The sequence below is a fragment of the Paraburkholderia xenovorans LB400 genome (assembly GCF_000013645.1).
Classification (GTDB): Bacteria; Pseudomonadota; Gammaproteobacteria; order Burkholderiales; family Burkholderiaceae; genus Paraburkholderia; species Paraburkholderia xenovorans.
On record NC_007951.1, the window covers coordinates 652,584 to 669,016 of the forward strand.

The following is a 16,433-nucleotide window of genomic DNA, read 5'->3' on the forward strand; positions in this document are numbered from 1 at the left end:
CTTGTATATGCGGTCCAATGTGAAGCTAAGGAGAAGAAAAGCTATGAAATCGGTCGGTTTTCTGAAAACGCTGGGCTCGGTCGTGGCAATGGTAGTGGCGTGCAATGTGTACGCTCAGGCAAGCGACGCAACGGCAACCGGCACGACCGCCGCGCCGGCTGCCAGCGCCAAAACGGTCAAGAAGGCGAACAGCCAGCTCGGTCGCAAGGTGCGTAGCGCGCTGGCCAAGGCGCAAGGTATCGACGTGTCCAGCATTGCCGTGCGCGCTCGCGGCGGCGCAGTGACGCTCACGGGTTCGGTGCCTGACCAAGGCCAGATCGACGCTGCCGGCCAGGTCGCCAAGGGCGTCGCGGGCGTGACGTCGGTGTCGAACAAGCTGACCGTCATGCAGCAGTAAGCCGGCTGCGGCATCTGGCGCGGGCGGCTGCACGCCGCCATGCGCCATCGTGATGCAGGTGTGCACCAGGGTTCCGGCAAAAAAACCGGAGCCTTTTTTATTTTAATTTGCCGATTTTTGAAGCGGCGATGATGAGTCCTGGCAGTCGCCGGCAGCACGGCGGCGGCGCCGCGGCGCGACCGTGCGCTGTGACACATTACTGACGCGTTGGGAAGCGTACTGTGATGCGTAGGGAACCGGAGTCAACGTCATGGAAACCTCGCTTTTGCGCTATACCGATCTGCCTATCAGCGATCGGGCGGCTTTCGAACTGGTGTGCGCGCGACACGGTTTTGCCCCGGCGCATTTCGATATCAGTGCCTGCGCGGATCCGGACGATGCCGCGCACGAGCGCCTCGTCACCGTGCGGCGCGGCGGCTGGGCGCAGTCTTATCACGACCGTCACGGACAATGGGTACGGCAGTTCGAGGCCGACCTCACCTGCCGGTTTTTCAAATAGCCGCCGCTATTCGCCGCTATTTGCCGGCCGGTTGCGCCGGCGCGCCGATATCCGTTCGCGGCGATTCAGGCCAGCACGAGGCGCACGCCGACCAGCGTGAGCGTGGCGGCGAGCAGGTTGCGCAGCAGCGCATCCGGCGCGCGTGAGGACAGATAGCTGCCGATCGCGATGCCCGGCAGCGACCCCACCAGCAGCGACAACAGCATCGACCAGTCGATCGAGCCCAGCAGCCAATGACCGGCGCCCGCCAGCAGCGTGAGCGGCACTGCGTGCGCGATGTCGGAACCCACGATGCGCGTGGTCGGCAGAAGCGGATAGAGCAACAGCAACACCGTCACGCCGATGGCGCCCGCACCGACCGACGTCAGCGACACCAGCACGCCGAGCACCGCGCCGGTCAGCATGGTCAGCGCGAGCGTGCGGCCCTGGCGCGGCGTGCGTTGCTTGCGGGCGCCGAGCGCCGCGAGCTGCGGGCGAAACACCAGCGCCACCGCCGTGATCAACAACGCCGCACCGAGCACGATCTGGATCAGGCGGCCGGCGCCCGGCGTGTCCATGCCGTAACGATGCAGCAGAATCAGCGTGAGGGTGGCGGCCGGCACGCTGCCGGCGGCGAGGCGCAGGGTGATCTGCCAGTCGACGGAGCCTTTCAGGCCGTGCACGAGCGTGCCGGTTGCCTTGGTGGCCGCCGCGTACAGCAGGTCGGTGCCGACGGCGGTGGCCGGATGCACGTTGAATAGCAGAACCAGGATCGGCGTCATCAGCGAGCCGCCGCCGACGCCCGTCAGTCCCACCAGAAAGCCGACGAACAGGCCGGAGACGGAGTACAGCAGATCGATGTGGGGAAGAGCCATTGAGCGGACCGCTGACGGTCGGGTGGGTTGGACGGAGCGGGCGGCAGGGCCCGTGCGCCTGCCTTCGACAGTCGATGGAGGGCGGCGGGCGGGCCGCCGCGGCGCGGCGAAAGCCGCTATTGTCGCAAAACTGCTGCGTTTGCGTGCGAAGCGCTGTGCCGCGCCGCCTGCGCGCGTGGCGCCCGAACCGCCTGGCGGCGCCCGCTCACAGCGCCCGGCGAATTTCCACGACGCCGAATGCCGCCAGCGTGAAGCCCACGATCCGGTCGATGGCGACGCGCAGTCTGCTGCCGATCGCATGGCGCGCGAGCGAGACCACGGTGACGAGGAAGCACCACCACGCGATCGAGCCGCAAAATACGCCGCCTACCGTGGTCAGCGCAATGCTCGATGAAAACGCGCCGCGCGGGGCGAGCGTCGTGAACAGCGCGGCGAACATGATGACCGTTTGCGGATTGGTCAGCGTGAGCAGCAAAGAACTCACATAGGCGCGCAGCGCGCCGGCGCGGCCCACCTGCGCGAGCTTGCCGTTGCCGTTCGTTGTGTCGCCTGTCGGGCTCGGGCCATTTGCCGCCTCGGCGGGCGCTTTCTGAAGCAGCGTGCGCACGCCCAGATACAACAGGAACAACCCGGCGAGCAGATGCAACGGCCGGTCATACGCGAGCATGAACTGCGAGATGCCGACGAGGCCGAGCGCCGCGATCAGACCATAAGCCGCGTCGCCGGTCGCAATGCCGAAGCCGATCGCGAGTCCGGCGCGCGGACCGCCGGTCAGCGTGCGGCGGATGCACAGCATGCCCATCGGACCGACCGGCGCGGCAATGGCGAGCCCGACGCCCGCAGCGGTGAAGAAGAGACTGGTGGTGGACATGGCTATCCCGGCTCGATTGTTCTGGTTCGTCCTGCGTTTCGTGTTTTGCCGGCATGCCTGTAGCCGGCGAGCCGTTCAGCATAGCGAGACCTTCGACAGCGAGCAAGTCCGCGCATGAGCATTGGCTCGATCGATTCGATCGGATCCGCGCGCGCCGTGTTGCCGGCGAGTCCCGGAGTATGTCTCGTGCTAAAGGGAAATACTATTTCGCGTAACTATTACGCGAATCAGGCGCAGCCGTATTTAAAGTCGGGCAATGGGATTCGTTTATTTGCGGAGCCGGATTTCAGCGATATTCTCCGTGAACGCATTCGCGGTCGCGAGATGTTTTCAGCCGCTTCGCAATGGACGGAGTGCGGGTTTATCTCCGCTGCAATGGCGATCATGATGCCGGCCACTGGAACGCTCTGGCCGAAGATACGGGATGTGGTGCTGCGGGATATGCCGTTCTGGATGAATACCCGCCGTGCCGCGGCGGGCCTGCTCATGCGGTCTTGCTAGTGCTTCTTTGCGGTTGCCGAGGTGCTCGGTGCGACGCGGATCGGCGGCGCGCCGGATGGCGAAGTGGCAGGAGCCGGCTTCTTCGCCTGCTTCGGTTTCTTCGCTTCGCGGTTACTGCGCATTTGACCTTTTGCCATGATGGACTCCCCAATTGGCGGTTATTGCTCCGCATAGGAGCAGTTCGCTAGTGTGCGCCTCTTTTGTCCGCGCGGGCAAACAATCTGGATGTTCGCGTTTGCTCGCAACGGTGGCCGCCCGCGTCGAAATGGCGGCGTAAATTGAACGCCGCGCATCGTACGTCGGGCGCGTGGCTTACATGCCGACGTATCCCACCGGCGTCGTCGCGTTGGCTCGCGTCACCGACGCGTTGTTCGACACCACATACACCGGCGATTCGGTCAGGTTGAGCTTCAGCACACCGTTGCTGTAATTCGCATTGGTCGCGTTGCCCATCATGTCGATCACCTTGACGGTGCCGTTCGTGCCGGGCCCGTCGACGTTAAGGCTGTACGCGACGCCATAGCTCGAACTGAAGCCCGCGCTCGCGCTCCACACGTCGTTGTTGTGCGCCCACAGAGCGGTAATCACCGCACCGTTGCCCACCTGCTGGAACGCATAGGCATAGATGCCGGTCGGCGTGCCGTTCACCGGGCCGAGCGTCGTGGTGCCGTCGAGCGTGTGCGTCATCGCGCTGATCGCCATCGCCACCGGCTTCGGACTGAGGTTGGTCGCGCCGAATGCGCCTTGCGGATCGCTCAGGTCGAAGAAGGTGCCGTAGCCGACTTCATCCGGATAGTCCGCACCGTAGAACACGTAGGTCTGATCCGCGCCTTCGCCGAGCGTGATGATGTGCATGCGCGCCGCAACCGCCGCTTGTGCGTACAGCACGTTGGCGCTCGGATAGTTCGGACCGTACGACGTGCCGAGGTCGTAGCTGATGCCCGCTTCCGTCGAGAACAGATGCATGCCGCTGCGGTAGTCGGCGGCCATTTCCGCGCGCAGGTTGCGCATCTGGCCGCGCAGCGAACCCGAGGCGGTGGACGGGTCGCTGTCATAGCGCTCGGGCGGATGCGACGGCGACGTGCCCGCGTCGTAGTAGCCGTGCGTGGCCACCGCGTCGATGTACTGGCCGAAGCCGAGCGACGCGAGGCGTTGCAGGTGCGAAGTGGTCAGGCTCGGGAAGGCGTCGGCCGGGCCCATCACCATCGCGTGCGGATCGGTCGAATGAATGCCCTGATAGACGGACTTGTACAACGCGACGAAGTTCGCGTCGGTGTCCGTCCACATCTGGTTCGGTTCCCACGTCACCTGATAGTAGTTCGCCGACTGGGTCGGGAAGTACGCGGCGCGAATCGCGTTCGATTCCGTGCCGACGCGGCTCATGTAGCTCTGGTAGTACGAAATATCGGAGGGCAGCGTGGTGTCGTCCTGGAAGGCGCCGGTGCTGCTCGCCCAGGCCGGAATGCCGTCGAGACGGATCAGCCGCATCACGTTGCCGCTCTTGTAGAACGGATCGAGATTGTCGGCCGACGGGTTGAACGTGTTCGGTCCGTTCGGTTCCATCGTGGAGAGCTGACGGTCGTCGATAGTCGACGAAATGCCGAGCGCGGCAAGCAGCGGACCGTTGTCGTTCGCGCCCTGCATGCCGAAGCGATGCTGCTCCTCGCGCGCATACGTGACGGCCGGCACGGCGCCGGACAGATTCGGCGTTACGCCGAAAGTCGCGATACCCACCGGACGCGTGCCGGCCTGCGGCAACTGTCCGCCGCTTTTGGCCAGCGTGCCCGTTGCCGCGAAATAGCCGGCGAGCGTCGAGGTGCAGTTGAACGTAATGGTGTGCGCGCCGCCCGGCACGGCGGCGGTGCCGCTCGCGGCAACGCGGCCGAGCGTGTCAGTGACGGCCCAGTTGAGCGTATCCGCAGCCGGCGCGTTGGTGTTGAAGGCGAGCTGGAAAGTGCTGCCGGACGCGAAGATGCGTGTGCCGTCCGCGCTGGGCGTATCCGCGGAGATCGTCGCGCTGCCCGAGCCTGCCGATGTGGTGGGCGAGGCGCAACTCATGGCCGCGGTGCCGCCCGTGGCGTTCAGCGCAACGGTGCCGGTGCTGGCGTTCCCTGCGGCGGACGTGCTGGCTGAACTGCTGGTGCCGCCCGTGCCGTTGGCCTGGTTGGCCGAGGCGCCGCCGGCGCTGTCACCACCGCCGCCGCCGCCGCATGCGGCGAGTGCGAGGGATAGTGTCGAAAGTAGGAGTAGTTGCGTTTTCATCAATCCGTAAGCAATGCGTTGGCTGATCATTCGTCCGGGTCCTCGCGCAAAGCGCGTCGGGAGGCGGAGCGAACATCGAGGTTCATTTGCAAGCCAGCCGATGACCAAGGCTTCGACACTGGCGTCCTGGGTGCGCCGCGTTGCAGCTGCGCGAAGGTGATGCCTTCCCGGGTTGTCGGCCCCGAACGCGTTTCTCCGCAGAGCAACGCTTGCCGTACGAAACCGGGCCGCTGACGCGAGCGGCTTTGGCGGAATCGGACGACCGGGGAAGGTACGACGAAAACGGCTAGCGTGTGAGGAACAGCGCGATTCAGATCGCAATGCTTGAGTTCATGGCGCTAGCCGATGAACTTTTTACTGTCCTGTAAGCTAGAAACGCTCAGTTTGGGAAGAATCGACCGCAACGATACGCATTAGTAGGCTTAAAAGAAGTAACGAGTCGTTACATATGAACATTAATGCAGTACTAATTGCTTTTATCTTATGAAAAGATCTGTCAGGTGAAACCTGTCTTTTTCCGCCACCATGAATTGGGGCCGTAATGAGTTGAAACGGATACCTAACTATCGGCCGACGCCAATCCACTGAGAAATGGGCGCTAGCGCTCATTGGCCAGCCGAAAAAGTCTTGGGCTTGGCGCAAAAGTGCTGGATGTTGGGTGTAAGGTTTCCTCGCGACATGGATATCGCGGCGGAACTGTCGCTGTTTTATGGAGACAATGACGCGTTCCGCAAAAAAGGAGCGCGCCGTACACGACGATGGATACCGACGTTATTGGGTCTGGAATAACGGGGGCGGCATCCCATCCGCTGCGCAAAAAAGACGCTTAAGGCTGAGAGATCAATCGTGAGGATTCTTCAACTGGTTCATGCACCGCGATTGTCCGGCGCAGAAGTACTCGTAAAAGGGTTGGCCATTCATCATCAGCGCGGCGGCCATGAGGTCTGCATGACGTCGCTGCTGCCACAGCAGGACGATTTCGCCGACATTCGCGCCGAACTTCAGGCTGCGGGCGTCACCTGTCTGTTCCCCGATGTTCGCTACGGCAGGGTAGGCAAGCTGCTGCATCTGTATCGCGTGGTGCGGCGTTTCCGGCCCGACTTCATCGTGGCGCATGCAACGCTTGCGGCGCTGTATGTACGTCTTCTGCCGGTCCATACGCCGATTGCCTGGGTCATGCATTCCGGCGTCAACGACTTCGAGAACGGCGCGCTCAAGCGGGCCGAGCGCCTGCTTTCGCGACGCGCGAGAGCGATCATCGGCGTGTCGCAGCAGAATATCGACGACTATCTGCGCGAGATCGGCCGGCATCCGTCCATGGTCGTGATTCCGAATGGCGTGGACGCACAGTTGTTCTCCGAAGCCAACGACGCCTGCGCGCCGGATGTCGAGGTGTACCCGAAGCAGATCGTTCAGCTCGGCCGGTATATCGAAGGCAAGAGCCAGCTCGACACGATCCGTGCGTTCGAGCGCGTGCTGCAGGCGGAGCCGGAGGCGCGCCTTCTCTTGTGCGGTGTCGTGGAAGATCTGGACTATCACAGGGCGGTGCTGTCGCTCGTCCGCGAACTCGGGTTGGAAAGCCGTGTGACCGTGGGCGGGCCGCGCTCCGATGTCGCCGCGATTCTGCGCGCCTCACGGGTCTTTGCCATGCCGTCGCGGTTCGAAGCGCAGAGCATCGGTTTTCTGGAGGCGCTTGCTTCGGGCATTCCTGTCGTGGCGAGCCGGATTCCTTCTTTCGGCTTTGCGAGCGCTTTTGCCGGCGTCAATCTCGTCGACACGACCGACCCGGAAGCCTACGGCGGCGCGCTGCTGAGCGCGCTCGGCACGCCGCGCGCGAACCGGCAACTGGCCGGCTATACGCTGCACGACACGGCGGATCGCTACATGACGATCGCGCGGAAGTTCGTTCAACCGCTGCGGGTTTCCGCCTGACGCGGGCTGGATCGGCCGGCCCGCGCGCTACTGCGTGAGCCGGTCGATGCGCACTGTCTCCGAGAACAGCCCCGGCAGCTTGCCGAGTTCCTGAGCTTCGCCCAGCGCGAGTCCGTTTCCTGACGGATAACGCGACAACGCCGGCGCGCCGCCGGTGAAATAGAAATCGCCGAGGGTGGCGTCGGTGCGTCGAAACAGCACGAGTGCCGCGCCTTGCTTGTCGCGCACGAATGCCGGAAAGACATCCGACCACGACAAGCCATGCAATGTCGCCGCCTGGGCCGGTGTATTGCCCGCGCCGCTCGTGTCGAGCGTGGCGACGTCGATCATCGCTTCTTCGCTCGATTCGCCGAGATGCGGCGTCAGCAGAATCAACGTGTTGCTGTCGCGGCCATGCACGGCGCCCATCGTTACTTTCACGAAGTCCGGGTCGAAACTCGCCGGCAAGACGTTGCGCTCGCCGACGCTCATGCGTGCCCCCTCGTTGGCGATGGGCGTGAGCGCGAGGCGTCCATTCGTGCTGCTCACCGCGACCAGCGCGGCGCGCGCGCCCACCGTTTCACGCACCAGCAGGTTGACGTTCTGCGGCAGGCTTCTGGCCTGTGCCCAAAGCGTCGGCGCTGATCCCGCCGGGCCTCCTGATCGTTGCGGCGACGCCATCCACAGATCGAGTCCGCTGTCGGCCCGTTTCTGCGCGATCAGCACGCTGGCCCGTCCCGTAGCGGTGAAGTCCGCGGCCACATACTGCTGCGTCAGCTCCGGCCTGAACGCATTGCTGGTTTGCAGCCACAGGCGCGGCGCCTCGAAGTGGTCGCCGGCACTGCGAAGCAGCCAGAACGCGGTGCCGCCCTCGCGTGCCGCGACGATCATCAGGTCAGCCTTGCCGTCGCCGTCGAAATCGCCGAGCAGGAAGCGCACGCTGTCGAAGCACAGTCTGTCGCCGGCGCAGCTCGGCGCGGTGGCCTGCGGATCGAACGGCACGACGTTGGCATACCACAGCGCGGGCGGCGACGCATTGGCGAGCGACGCGGCATACACGTTGAAGCCCGGGCCGTCGTGTTGCCGCTGAACGTACACCACCGATTGCTCGCCCGAGCCGGCGATGTCACCTGTCATCGCCGTGGCGAGCCTCAGATCGTTCGCCTGGGTGCGTTGCGTGGTGGCCCAACGGTAGCGCGTGGTGAGCGCGGTGCAGCCGCGCATGGTCAGCTTGCCGTCGTTTTCGCCGAGGCAATGGCGCATCGGCGTATAGACGAGGCCGAAGTCCCACGGCGTCCAGCGCTGCGCCATGTCCCATTGATCGCAGGTCTCGGCGACCAGATAGCCGTCGCGCTCGGCAATACATTGCGAAGTCGCGACGCTCACGAGCGCCGCGTTGCGTGCGTTGCCGGGATAGACGGTGAGCGGGTCCCACCGCCATTGCTGAGCCGGCGAACCCGTGCACGCGGCAAGTGCCGGCGCGCGTCCAGGACCCGCGGAGCTCAGGCAGCGGCTCGCCGCCGCGTTGAAGAGCTGAATTGGATGAGACACGAAATCCGGTACGCGGCGATCGGTGCGATCGGCAAACGCATAGCGGCGCGAAATCCAGTTACCGTCCCATTGAAACTCACCGAACACATGCGACGATTCGCTGCCGTCGATCGAAAAATAACTGGCGACGATGTCGCGCTTGCGCTGCACTTCGGCTGCGGGAAGATTGCCTGGCCAGCCGCCGGTCGGATAGGTGACGTGGTAGACGATCGGCACGCTCTTGCCGAGCGTCTGGGCGACGTGGCGGGTGATACGCGCGGCGTAGATATGATCGGGATGCTCGATAAACGGCACGGTGTCCGGATTGAGCGTATAGATCAGCGTGGCCTGCGCGAGTATCGCTTTCAAGGTGGCCGACAAGGCATCGCGATCGTACTTCACGCGCACGGAGCCGTCCGCGTTCATCGGATAAGTGGAGAGCGTTGCGTGTTGTTCCCACAGCAGGCCAAGCGGTTCGCGGCCGCCGCGCACGGCGCCGCCGGGCAGGCGCAGTTCGAGCAGGCGCACTTGCGGCCTCGCCTTGAGCACCATCTGGTGCACGAGCTTGCCGGCAATCGTCACATTGGATTCGAGCCACTCGTCAGGCACACCCGCCATGCGTGCGTAGGCGAGACGCGAAGCCCGCTCGCGGGTTTGAACATACGCGAAGTCCGCGCCGTTGGCGCCGCCGATCAGATGCACGGTGGTGATGCACCATCTCGCGTCGAGACGCTCGCTGATGGCGGGGTCCACGAAAAGCAGATCGTCGTCGAGATGCGCGACCACGGTGACCAGCGTGCCGGCGCCGCAGTCCGCCGCGTGTGCGGATGCTGGCAGGAAGGCGAAGACGAACAACGCGAAGCACGCAATGAATGAATCGCGAACGAGCCTGATTGCCGATGGTCGCATAGTGATTCGAGCCCTGACGGTGAGCTCGAATCATACTGTAGCGGCCCTGGCCGTCACGTTACCGAACTCACAGTCGGCGCCACATTGCAGTCCGGCATGAACGCAGGCACGCGCGCCTGCCTGCTCGCGCTTTAGCGGAAATAGGCTTTGGTGTTGTCGTGGACGTCCGCGCGCGCCAGCAGTTCCGCGGGCGCGAGCCACGCATATTCGCTGTGCTGCTCGGGGCGTCCGGGCGGCGCCGTGCCCGCGAGCGTGAGCGCATAGGCGAGCACGATGTAGTGAGTCGACACGTCCGGCTCGCCCGCGAAGTTGTCGCTGTAGTGATGTTCGAACACGCCTTCGAAGCGGGCCGCCGAGCGCGCCAGATTCGCGATGCCCAACTCCGCATCGGCAATGCGCGCGAAAGCGGCGTCGAGCGTTTCGCCTTTGTGAATGCGGCCGCCGGGAACGAACCAGGTGCCGCGAGCGGGGCGGTTACGGCGGCGGCCGATCAGCACGCGCCCGCGCGCATCGCTGACGATCAGATCGAACGCGACCAGAGGCGTGAGACGGACCACGTCCAGGAAATCGATCTCGGTCAGCATGTTTTCTCCCGCGTTTGCCGCGCCGCCGGGCGTGCCTGTTTCGGGCGGCCTCGAAGCGGCATTGGGCGTTCGTCACGATTCGCTAGTAGTCGCGATGGTGATCATCGTTTCGTGTGAGCCGGCTCGACACGCTCGCCAGAAAGAGCGCGAGCAGAACCGCGCCGATCGTCGCGAAGAGAAACGCGCCGAACATCGCGGCCAGTACCAGCATCATCCATGCAAGGCCGTTCATGTATTCGGCTCCGGCGTGTTGATAGCCATGCTATCGTGGCCCCGCCTGCATACTATGTGCGCCAGTAGCCGCAGAGCCTGTCACATCACGCCGAAGTATCGTCACATCGCGCCGCTAGCGGGCTACATAGCCCTCGGGTGTCATGACAGCGTTGCTGAAAACGTCGGCGTTGCCGGAGACCACGTAGACCGGCGCCGGGGAAAGCTTCACGTTCGCCACGCCGTCGCGGTACGGCAAGGTCGTCGCGTTGCCCATCATGTCGAACACTGTCACCTCTCCCGTGCTGCCGGGCGCGTCGACGCGCAGCCGATAATCCACGCCGCGGCTCGCGTCGAAACCGGTCCGGGCGCTCCATGCGTCGTTGTCATGTGTCCAGAGCGCGGTGACGATCCTGCCGCCGCCGAGCCGGCGGAACGCGTACGCGTAGACCCCTTTGGGCACGCCCTTGAGCGGGCCGAGCGTCACGGTGCCGTCGATGATGCGCGTCATCGCCGCCACCGCGAGCGCCGCGGGCTTCGGGCTGATGCGGGTCGGGCCGTAAGCGCCCGTTGGGTGGTCGAGTTCGAAGAAAATGCCGTAGCCCGGCGCGGCGTCCGGCATATCCGCAAGATAGAACACGTAGGTCATGTCGGCGCCTTCGCCGAGCAGGATCAGATGCGTGCGCGCCGTGACCGCCGCCTGGGCGTACAACACATCCGCGCCGGGATAGTTCTTGCCATACGATTCGCCGATGTCGTAGCTGATGCCCGTCTCGGTCACGAATAGCGGCGCGCCGGGCTTCAGGTACAGACGCATCTCGTGGCGCAACGCCCGCATCGCGGCCGGCAGCGCGCCCGGCACCGTGCCCTGGTTGCCGGTGTCCGTCACGCGCTCGGGCGGATGCGAGGGCGTCGTGCCGATGTCGTAATAGCCGTGAATCGTCATGCCGTCCATATAGCGGCCGATGCCAAGCGGACCGAGCTTGCGCATCCACGTCACGTTGCCTTGCACCGACGAATACGTGAGGCCCATCACCACCGCGTGAGGATCCGTCTGATGGATGCCCTCCCAGACCGCCTTGTACATGGCGATGAAATTCGCGTCGGTGTCGCGCCAGGGCAGACCGCCGTCGGCGTCCGGTTCCCACGTCACCTGATAGTAGTTGTCGCGCTGTTTGGGAAAGTAGGTCATGCGAACCCGATTCGACTCGGCGCCGACTCTGGCCATGTAATCTTTCATCTGCGCGAGCGAAGTCGGCGCATAGCTGTGCGTTTCCTTGCCGGTTGGACTCGCCCACTGCGGGATACCGTCGAGCTGGATCAGCCGCATGAGGTCGCCGCGCCGGAAAAACGGCGTGAGCTGCTTTGTCGCGGGGTCGAATGTGCCCGGTTTCTTCGGCTCTTCCATATACCAGTTGCGATTGTCGTTGACCCACGACAGGCCGAGCGCGGTGTAGACCGGCCGGTAACCGTCGCCGTCGCAGCATTGTTGGCCGGGTGCAAGATAGGCCGCGCCCTGGCCGCCGAAGCGGTGCAGATCTTCATACGGAAAACGTACCGCGGGCAACGCGGCGGAGGTGTCCGGCAGCACGCCGAACGTCACGATGCCGGCAGGACGTGTGCCGCGCGATTCGAGCTGGCCGTGTGCGCGTTCCAGCGAGGCGGACACGGCAAAGTAACCCGCCACGCTGGATGCGCAACTCAACGTGGACAGGGTTGCGCCGGCCGCGACGGGGAAACGCCCACTGGCGCGCACGACATTCCACGTGTCGCGTATTTGCCAGGTGAGCGTGTCGCTTTGCGCGGGGCGTGTCGTGAAAACCAGCGCGAAGGGTCTGGCCACGGCGAACAGGCGGGTGCCGTCGCTGGGCGTGTCAGCTTCGAGCAGATCACCGTTCTGCGCCGTGGGCACCTGCAACGAAGGTGCCGAGCAACGCAAGCCTTGTCCGGGCGGCGCCTTCAGTTCCGCAAGCGCGGCGGATCGCACTGCCGTGTCCGATGCCGTGTCCTTGTTCGCGACAGGCGCCGCCGCCTGCGCCGCTTGCGTCATCGCGCAGCGCTTCTCCACGCCGGGCGCCGGATCGCCGAAGACAGCGTTGTTGCACTCCGCGCTATCCGTAAACGTCTTGACGACGTGCTGCTGCACCGTGCCATACAGCACGTCACGTGTGCCGCTGAAACGGCAGGTGCCGTATTCCGCTGCACACAGTGTCCACTTCCTGCCGTCCGCCGTGAATTCGCCATTGCCCGCGCTCGCGCCATTCGCTTGCGGTGCAGCATCCGCGGCCGCGCATCGAACGGCTGGAAGACCGAGCAGGATGACGGCTGCCGCCGAGGCGACAAGACTGATTCGCAGTCCTCGACTCACGGCGCAAAAGCCGCCGGTGCGCTTTCGCAGCGCGTGCTGTTCGCGTACATTCGACATGTGTTCCCCGTGTCGTTCGCCGTGCTTTCCCCAGACGACAAACGCGTCGCCCATCTGCTAGTTCACCAGGTCAGAGCCGCCGCGCCGCGCCTCTTCAGGCAATGTGTTGCGCAAACCGCATAGTGTATTTCCGCAACCTGCTGGCGGAAATAGCCCGTTTCTCACCCGACACATTCCGCCACTGGCCCGCCTATTGCCGCGCGGTCTAAAGTTGTCTTATTCCGGTGTTTCACGTTTGAAACATTAATCGCCATGTTTATATTCGCGCGATCCAATAACAACCAATTAAATAATTTTGTCGCGCTCTTAAGTGCTTATATTGGATGTTCGTTTTACTTATTGCCACTCCGCAGATTTATCGTCAGAAGAAATGCAGGCTGGCGTTAGCGCGGAGCAGATGCCGGTATAGCGAAGGTGGCTGCGCTCATTCTGACGTTGCGGCGGGAAAAAGTCACTTCAAATCCGTTTGGCGGCGGATGGTTCGAATTGTAACTCGGCCGTTTTCGAGTAGTCGCTGTGTGTGCGGTGGCGTACGAAATGCCAGTTTTATTTGCATTAACATTCGCAGAATGCCAATTCATTCATATGTGGAATCGGCAATTAATCCGTTGAAAAGACAGCGGTAGCGGGGTTGTTCCGAAAATCCCTGGCGGGTCACCCTGTCCAAACGCCAACATGTACGCGCTTTCGGTCATGGCGGCTAAATACTTGATTGGCGGTGACTATGATGCGCTGCACAGAGCCGGCCTCTCTGCGGCCGTCCCGGGTGAAGAGTTAGATCCGTTTTCTGGTGAGAGGATGACTATGACCTGCGCGAGTCTCGAGTCTGCAATGCTGCGCTGGGTGCACGCTCCGAACAAGGGTATGCGTCGCATCGCGATACTGATGTTCAACGACTGCTCGCTGCAGGGCGCCGGAGTCGTTGCCGAGGTGTTTCAGGCCGCGAACGAAATGGCTTCGTCCGGCGCGGGCGGCTGGTTATATGACGTTTCCTTCCTGTCGGCCGACGGCGGCATGGTGACTTCGTCGTCCGCGCTGCGGGTCTGGACAGACGGACTCGACGCGCGGCATTACGGCGGTTTCGATGCGTTGTATGTCGCGGGCGGTAAAGGTGCACTCGCCGCCGCAAGCGACGAGCGGCTGATTGCGTGGCTGCGCCGCGTACGCCGCAATACCGGCATGATCCGGCCGATCGCGGAAGGCCGCGCGCTGCTCGATGCGGCCTATGTGCCGGATAGCAGCAGGGAAGCCGGCGATGCACAGGCGCAGCCGATACCGGCGCGCCAACCGGAACAGACCGCCGACGCGGGCGATCGCCTCGAATCGATGAGAAGCGCGCTCGCCATGATCAAGCGCGATCTCGGCAGCGCCACGGCACGCACGGTGGCCGAGCGCCTGCTGGCCGATTCGTGCTCGAATCTCGCGCCGCTGCTCGGCGAAGACGGCGGCCTGAGCCCCGGCGACAAGGTGCGCGCGGCCGCCCGCTGGCTGCAAGAGAATTGTCAGCAGGCGATATCGATTGCCGACGCGGCGCAGTTCGCCGCCATGAGCGAACGCAACTTTCTGCGCCGCTTCAAGATGGAAATGGGCATCACGCCCTCGAGTTTTCTGTTGCACGAGCGCCTTGCGGTGACCTGCAGCCTGTTGACCGAATCCGAATTGCCGGTCGACAAGATCGCGCGGCGTACCGGCATGGGCAATGGCGACCGCCTGGCCAAGGTGTTTCGCAAGCGGATGAGAATTTCGCCGACCGAATTTCGGATTCAAAGCCGCCGACTGGTCGGCGAATAGCGCGACGGGGCCAGCCGGAGGGCCGTGCGGCAACGCGGCATCCGGTCCGTTATTCCGCCGATCTTTGCGAATTATAAGGAATGCGAATATGTTGACTCAGGCAGCTATGAGTGCTCTGTCGATCGACCCGAACAGTGCGGGTGCCGCGACGGCGCACGGGCGTTGCGCGCGCATCGTTCCGGTGATTCTGGCGGGCGGTTCGGGCACCCGGCTGTGGCCGGTGTCGCGCGAGAACTACCCGAAGCAACTGATCGACGTAGTCGGTTCCGATTCGCTGCTGCAGGCTACCGCGCGGCGCATGGACGGGTTTCCCGCGGGCTGGAAAGTGGATGCGTCGCCGGTCATCGTGTGCGGCGAGGAACACCGCTTCGTGATCGCCGAACAGCTTCATGAAAACGGCGTCGACGCTCGTCTTATTGTCGAGCCGGCGCGCCGCGATACGGCGCCGGCGCTGACGCTGGCGGCGTCGCTCGCATGCGCGGACGGCGGCGACGCGATTCTCGTCGTCATGCCCGCGGATCATTCGATTGCCGACGTGCCCGCCTTGCAGGCCGCGCTCGAACGCGCGGCGCAGTACGCGGAGCAGGGTTCGATCGCGACGCTGGGCGTGCCGCCCACGCGCCCCGATACGGGCTTCGGTTATATCCGCATCGGCGCGGAACTGGCGGGCGGCGGCCATGCGATCGACGGTTTCGTCGAAAAGCCCGCGGAAGAACTCGCGGCGAAGTATGTCGCGGCGGGCATGTACTGGTGGAACAGCGGCATCTTCATTGTCCGGGCGAGCGTGTGGCTCGATACGTTGAAGCGTCTGCAGCCGGAAATGCACTCGGCCTGCGAGCGCGCGTTCAGCGGTGGCCGCCAGGACGGCGCGTATTTCCGGCCGCTGGTCGAAGCGTTCCTCAGTGCGCCCGCGAATTCGATCGACTACGCGGTGATGGAGCGCCTGACCGAAACGGCCGAACCGGATGCGACCGACGGCGCGGCCGCAAGCGCGCCGGCGCAACCGGCCGGCGTCGTGATCGGCCTGGATGCGGGCTGGTCGGACCTGGGTTCGTGGGACGCCGTCTGGGCCGCGATGGAGAAGGACGCCAACGGCAACGCGGGGCGCGGCCGGGTGACGTTCGAAGGCGCGGTATCGAGCTATGCGCATTCGGAAGGGCGGCTGGTCGCCTGTGTCGGCACCACCAATGTCGTGGTGGTCGAAACCGCCGACGCGGTGCTGGTGGTCGACCGCTCGCACGTGCAGGACGTGAAGGGTCTGGTATCGCGCATCAAGGCGCAGCACGCGCCGGAGGCCGACGCGCATCGCAAGGTGCGCCGCCCGTGGGGTTTCTACGATTCGATCGACCACGGCGAGCGTTTCCAGGTCAAGCGCATTGTCGTGACGCCGGGCGCGCAACTGTCGCTGCAATTGCATCACCACCGCGCGGAACACTGGGTTGTCGTGCGCGGTACGGCGCTCGTCACGCGCGGCGACGAGCAGTTCCTGCTGAGCGAAAACGAATCGACCTACATTCCACTCGGCACCCGCCACCGGCTCGAAAACCCGGGCAAGGTGCCGCTCGAAATCATTGAAATCCAGTCAGGCACCTATCTCGGTGAAGACGACATTGTGAGGTTCAACGACAACTACGGCCGCTGCTCCTAAACAGCACGCCGGATTCAACTGCAGACAAGAACGGCAAGAAC

General features: G+C 64.2%; 14 protein-coding genes. 6 read left to right on the forward strand and 8 right to left on the reverse strand.

All coding sequences use genetic code 11. From position 1 onward, the window contains the following. The first annotated feature begins 43 nt into the window (after positions 1-43). Both BXE_RS02875 and BXE_RS02880 read left to right on the forward strand, forming a co-directional pair. Positions 44-397: a BON domain-containing protein gene (locus BXE_RS02875; protein ID WP_011486936.1), complete on the forward strand. Its 354-nt coding sequence runs from the start codon at positions 44-46 to the stop codon at positions 395-397. A gap of 250 nt (positions 398-647) precedes the next feature. Further along, positions 648-896: a hypothetical protein gene (locus BXE_RS02880; protein WP_007179077.1), complete on the forward strand. Its 249-nt coding sequence runs from the start codon at positions 648-650 to the stop codon at positions 894-896. A gap of 65 nt (positions 897-961) precedes the next feature. Here BXE_RS02880 and BXE_RS02885 read toward each other — a convergent pair whose 3' ends face one another. Then, positions 962-1,750, reverse strand: a complete 789-nt coding sequence (locus tag BXE_RS02885; protein WP_011486937.1) for a sulfite exporter TauE/SafE family protein — start codon at positions 1,748-1,750, stop codon at positions 962-964. Between the two features lie 205 nt (positions 1,751-1,955). Then, positions 1,956-2,621 carry a LysE family translocator gene (locus tag BXE_RS02890; RefSeq protein WP_011486938.1) on the reverse strand — a complete coding sequence of 222 codons (666 nt, stop codon included), beginning with the start codon at positions 2,619-2,621 and terminating at the stop codon, positions 1,956-1,958. Positions 2,622-2,735: 114 nt separating this feature from the next. On the opposite strand from BXE_RS02890, the gene BXE_RS02895 reads away from it, so the two are divergent. Next, on the forward strand, positions 2,736-3,122 hold the full coding sequence (locus BXE_RS02895) for a hypothetical protein (RefSeq protein WP_011486939.1): 387 nt from the start codon (positions 2,736-2,738) through the stop codon (positions 3,120-3,122). Here the strand turns inward: BXE_RS02895 and BXE_RS46360 are convergent. After that, complete coding sequence (locus tag BXE_RS46360; protein WP_167540869.1) at positions 3,119-3,259, reverse strand: hypothetical protein; 141 nt, start codon at positions 3,257-3,259, stop codon at positions 3,119-3,121. The genes BXE_RS02895 and BXE_RS46360 overlap by 4 nt on opposite strands. Before the next feature lie 175 nt (positions 3,260-3,434). Then, the gene (locus tag BXE_RS02900) at positions 3,435-5,414 is read right to left on the reverse strand and encodes a hypothetical protein (RefSeq protein ID WP_011486940.1); all 1,980 of its coding nucleotides are present in this window, start codon (positions 5,412-5,414) and stop codon (positions 3,435-3,437) included. An 816-nt stretch (positions 5,415-6,230) separates the two neighbouring features. Between BXE_RS02900 and BXE_RS02905 the strand changes: the two genes are divergently transcribed. Beyond that, positions 6,231-7,316, forward strand: coding sequence for a glycosyltransferase family 4 protein (locus BXE_RS02905; protein ID WP_011486941.1), 1,086 nt, complete (start codon positions 6,231-6,233; stop codon positions 7,314-7,316). A 27-nt stretch (positions 7,317-7,343) separates the two neighbouring features. Here the strand turns inward: BXE_RS02905 and BXE_RS02910 are convergent, their stop codons facing one another. The 4 genes from BXE_RS02910 to BXE_RS02920 all read right to left on the reverse strand — a co-directional run bounded on the left by BXE_RS02910 (position 7,344) and on the right by BXE_RS02920 (position 12,953). Beyond that, positions 7,344-9,734, reverse strand: a complete 2,391-nt coding sequence (locus BXE_RS02910) for a PIG-L family deacetylase (RefSeq protein ID WP_011486942.1) — start codon at positions 9,732-9,734, stop codon at positions 7,344-7,346. A 131-nt stretch (positions 9,735-9,865) separates the two neighbouring features. Next, positions 9,866-10,318 carry a GDP-mannose mannosyl hydrolase gene (locus BXE_RS02915; RefSeq protein ID WP_011486943.1) on the reverse strand — a complete coding sequence of 151 codons (453 nt, stop codon included), beginning with the start codon at positions 10,316-10,318 and terminating at the stop codon, positions 9,866-9,868. A gap of 82 nt (positions 10,319-10,400) precedes the next feature. Continuing rightward, positions 10,401-10,550, reverse strand: a complete 150-nt coding sequence (locus BXE_RS46365) for a hypothetical protein (RefSeq protein ID WP_011486944.1) — start codon at positions 10,548-10,550, stop codon at positions 10,401-10,403. A 114-nt stretch (positions 10,551-10,664) separates the two neighbouring features. Next, positions 10,665-12,953 carry a hypothetical protein gene (locus BXE_RS02920; RefSeq protein WP_049782215.1) on the reverse strand — a complete coding sequence of 763 codons (2,289 nt, stop codon included), beginning with the start codon at positions 12,951-12,953 and terminating at the stop codon, positions 10,665-10,667. An 804-nt stretch (positions 12,954-13,757) separates the two neighbouring features. Between BXE_RS02920 and BXE_RS02925 the strand changes: the two genes are divergently transcribed. Continuing rightward, positions 13,758-14,744 carry a helix-turn-helix domain-containing protein gene (locus tag BXE_RS02925; protein ID WP_038456935.1) on the forward strand — a complete coding sequence of 329 codons (987 nt, stop codon included), beginning with the start codon at positions 13,758-13,760 and terminating at the stop codon, positions 14,742-14,744. An 88-nt stretch (positions 14,745-14,832) separates the two neighbouring features. Next, positions 14,833-16,392, forward strand: coding sequence for a mannose-1-phosphate guanylyltransferase/mannose-6-phosphate isomerase (locus BXE_RS02930; protein ID WP_011486948.1), 1,560 nt, complete (start codon positions 14,833-14,835; stop codon positions 16,390-16,392). Positions 16,393-16,433 lie beyond the last annotated feature (41 nt).

What these genes read in the sequence shown, in the direction of transcription:
- BXE_RS46360 (WP_167540869.1), bottom strand. Translation starts at nt 3,259, where the DNA reads ATGGCAAAAGGTCAAATGCGCAGTAACCGCGAAGCGAAGAAACCGAAG.
- BXE_RS02930 (WP_011486948.1), top strand. Translation starts at nt 14,833, where the DNA reads ATGTTGACTCAGGCAGCTATGAGTGCTCTGTCGATCGACCCGAACAGT.
- BXE_RS02925 (WP_038456935.1), top strand. Translation starts at nt 13,758, where the DNA reads ATGACCTGCGCGAGTCTCGAGTCTGCAATGCTGCGCTGGGTGCACGCT.
- BXE_RS02885 (WP_011486937.1), bottom strand. Translation starts at nt 1,750, where the DNA reads ATGGCTCTTCCCCACATCGATCTGCTGTACTCCGTCTCCGGCCTGTTC.
- BXE_RS02920 (WP_049782215.1), bottom strand. Translation starts at nt 12,953, where the DNA reads ATGTCGAATGTACGCGAACAGCACGCGCTGCGAAAGCGCACCGGCGGC.
- BXE_RS02890 (WP_011486938.1), bottom strand. Translation starts at nt 2,621, where the DNA reads ATGTCCACCACCAGTCTCTTCTTCACCGCTGCGGGCGTCGGGCTCGCC.
- BXE_RS02910 (WP_011486942.1), bottom strand. Translation starts at nt 9,734, where the DNA reads ATGCGACCATCGGCAATCAGGCTCGTTCGCGATTCATTCATTGCGTGC.
- BXE_RS02875 (WP_011486936.1), top strand. Translation starts at nt 44, where the DNA reads ATGAAATCGGTCGGTTTTCTGAAAACGCTGGGCTCGGTCGTGGCAATG.
- BXE_RS02915 (WP_011486943.1), bottom strand. Translation starts at nt 10,318, where the DNA reads ATGCTGACCGAGATCGATTTCCTGGACGTGGTCCGTCTCACGCCTCTG.
- BXE_RS02895 (WP_011486939.1), top strand. Translation starts at nt 2,736, where the DNA reads ATGAGCATTGGCTCGATCGATTCGATCGGATCCGCGCGCGCCGTGTTG.
- BXE_RS02900 (WP_011486940.1), bottom strand. Translation starts at nt 5,414, where the DNA reads ATGATCAGCCAACGCATTGCTTACGGATTGATGAAAACGCAACTACTC.
- BXE_RS02880 (WP_007179077.1), top strand. Translation starts at nt 648, where the DNA reads ATGGAAACCTCGCTTTTGCGCTATACCGATCTGCCTATCAGCGATCGG.
- BXE_RS46365 (WP_011486944.1), bottom strand. Translation starts at nt 10,550, where the DNA reads ATGAACGGCCTTGCATGGATGATGCTGGTACTGGCCGCGATGTTCGGC.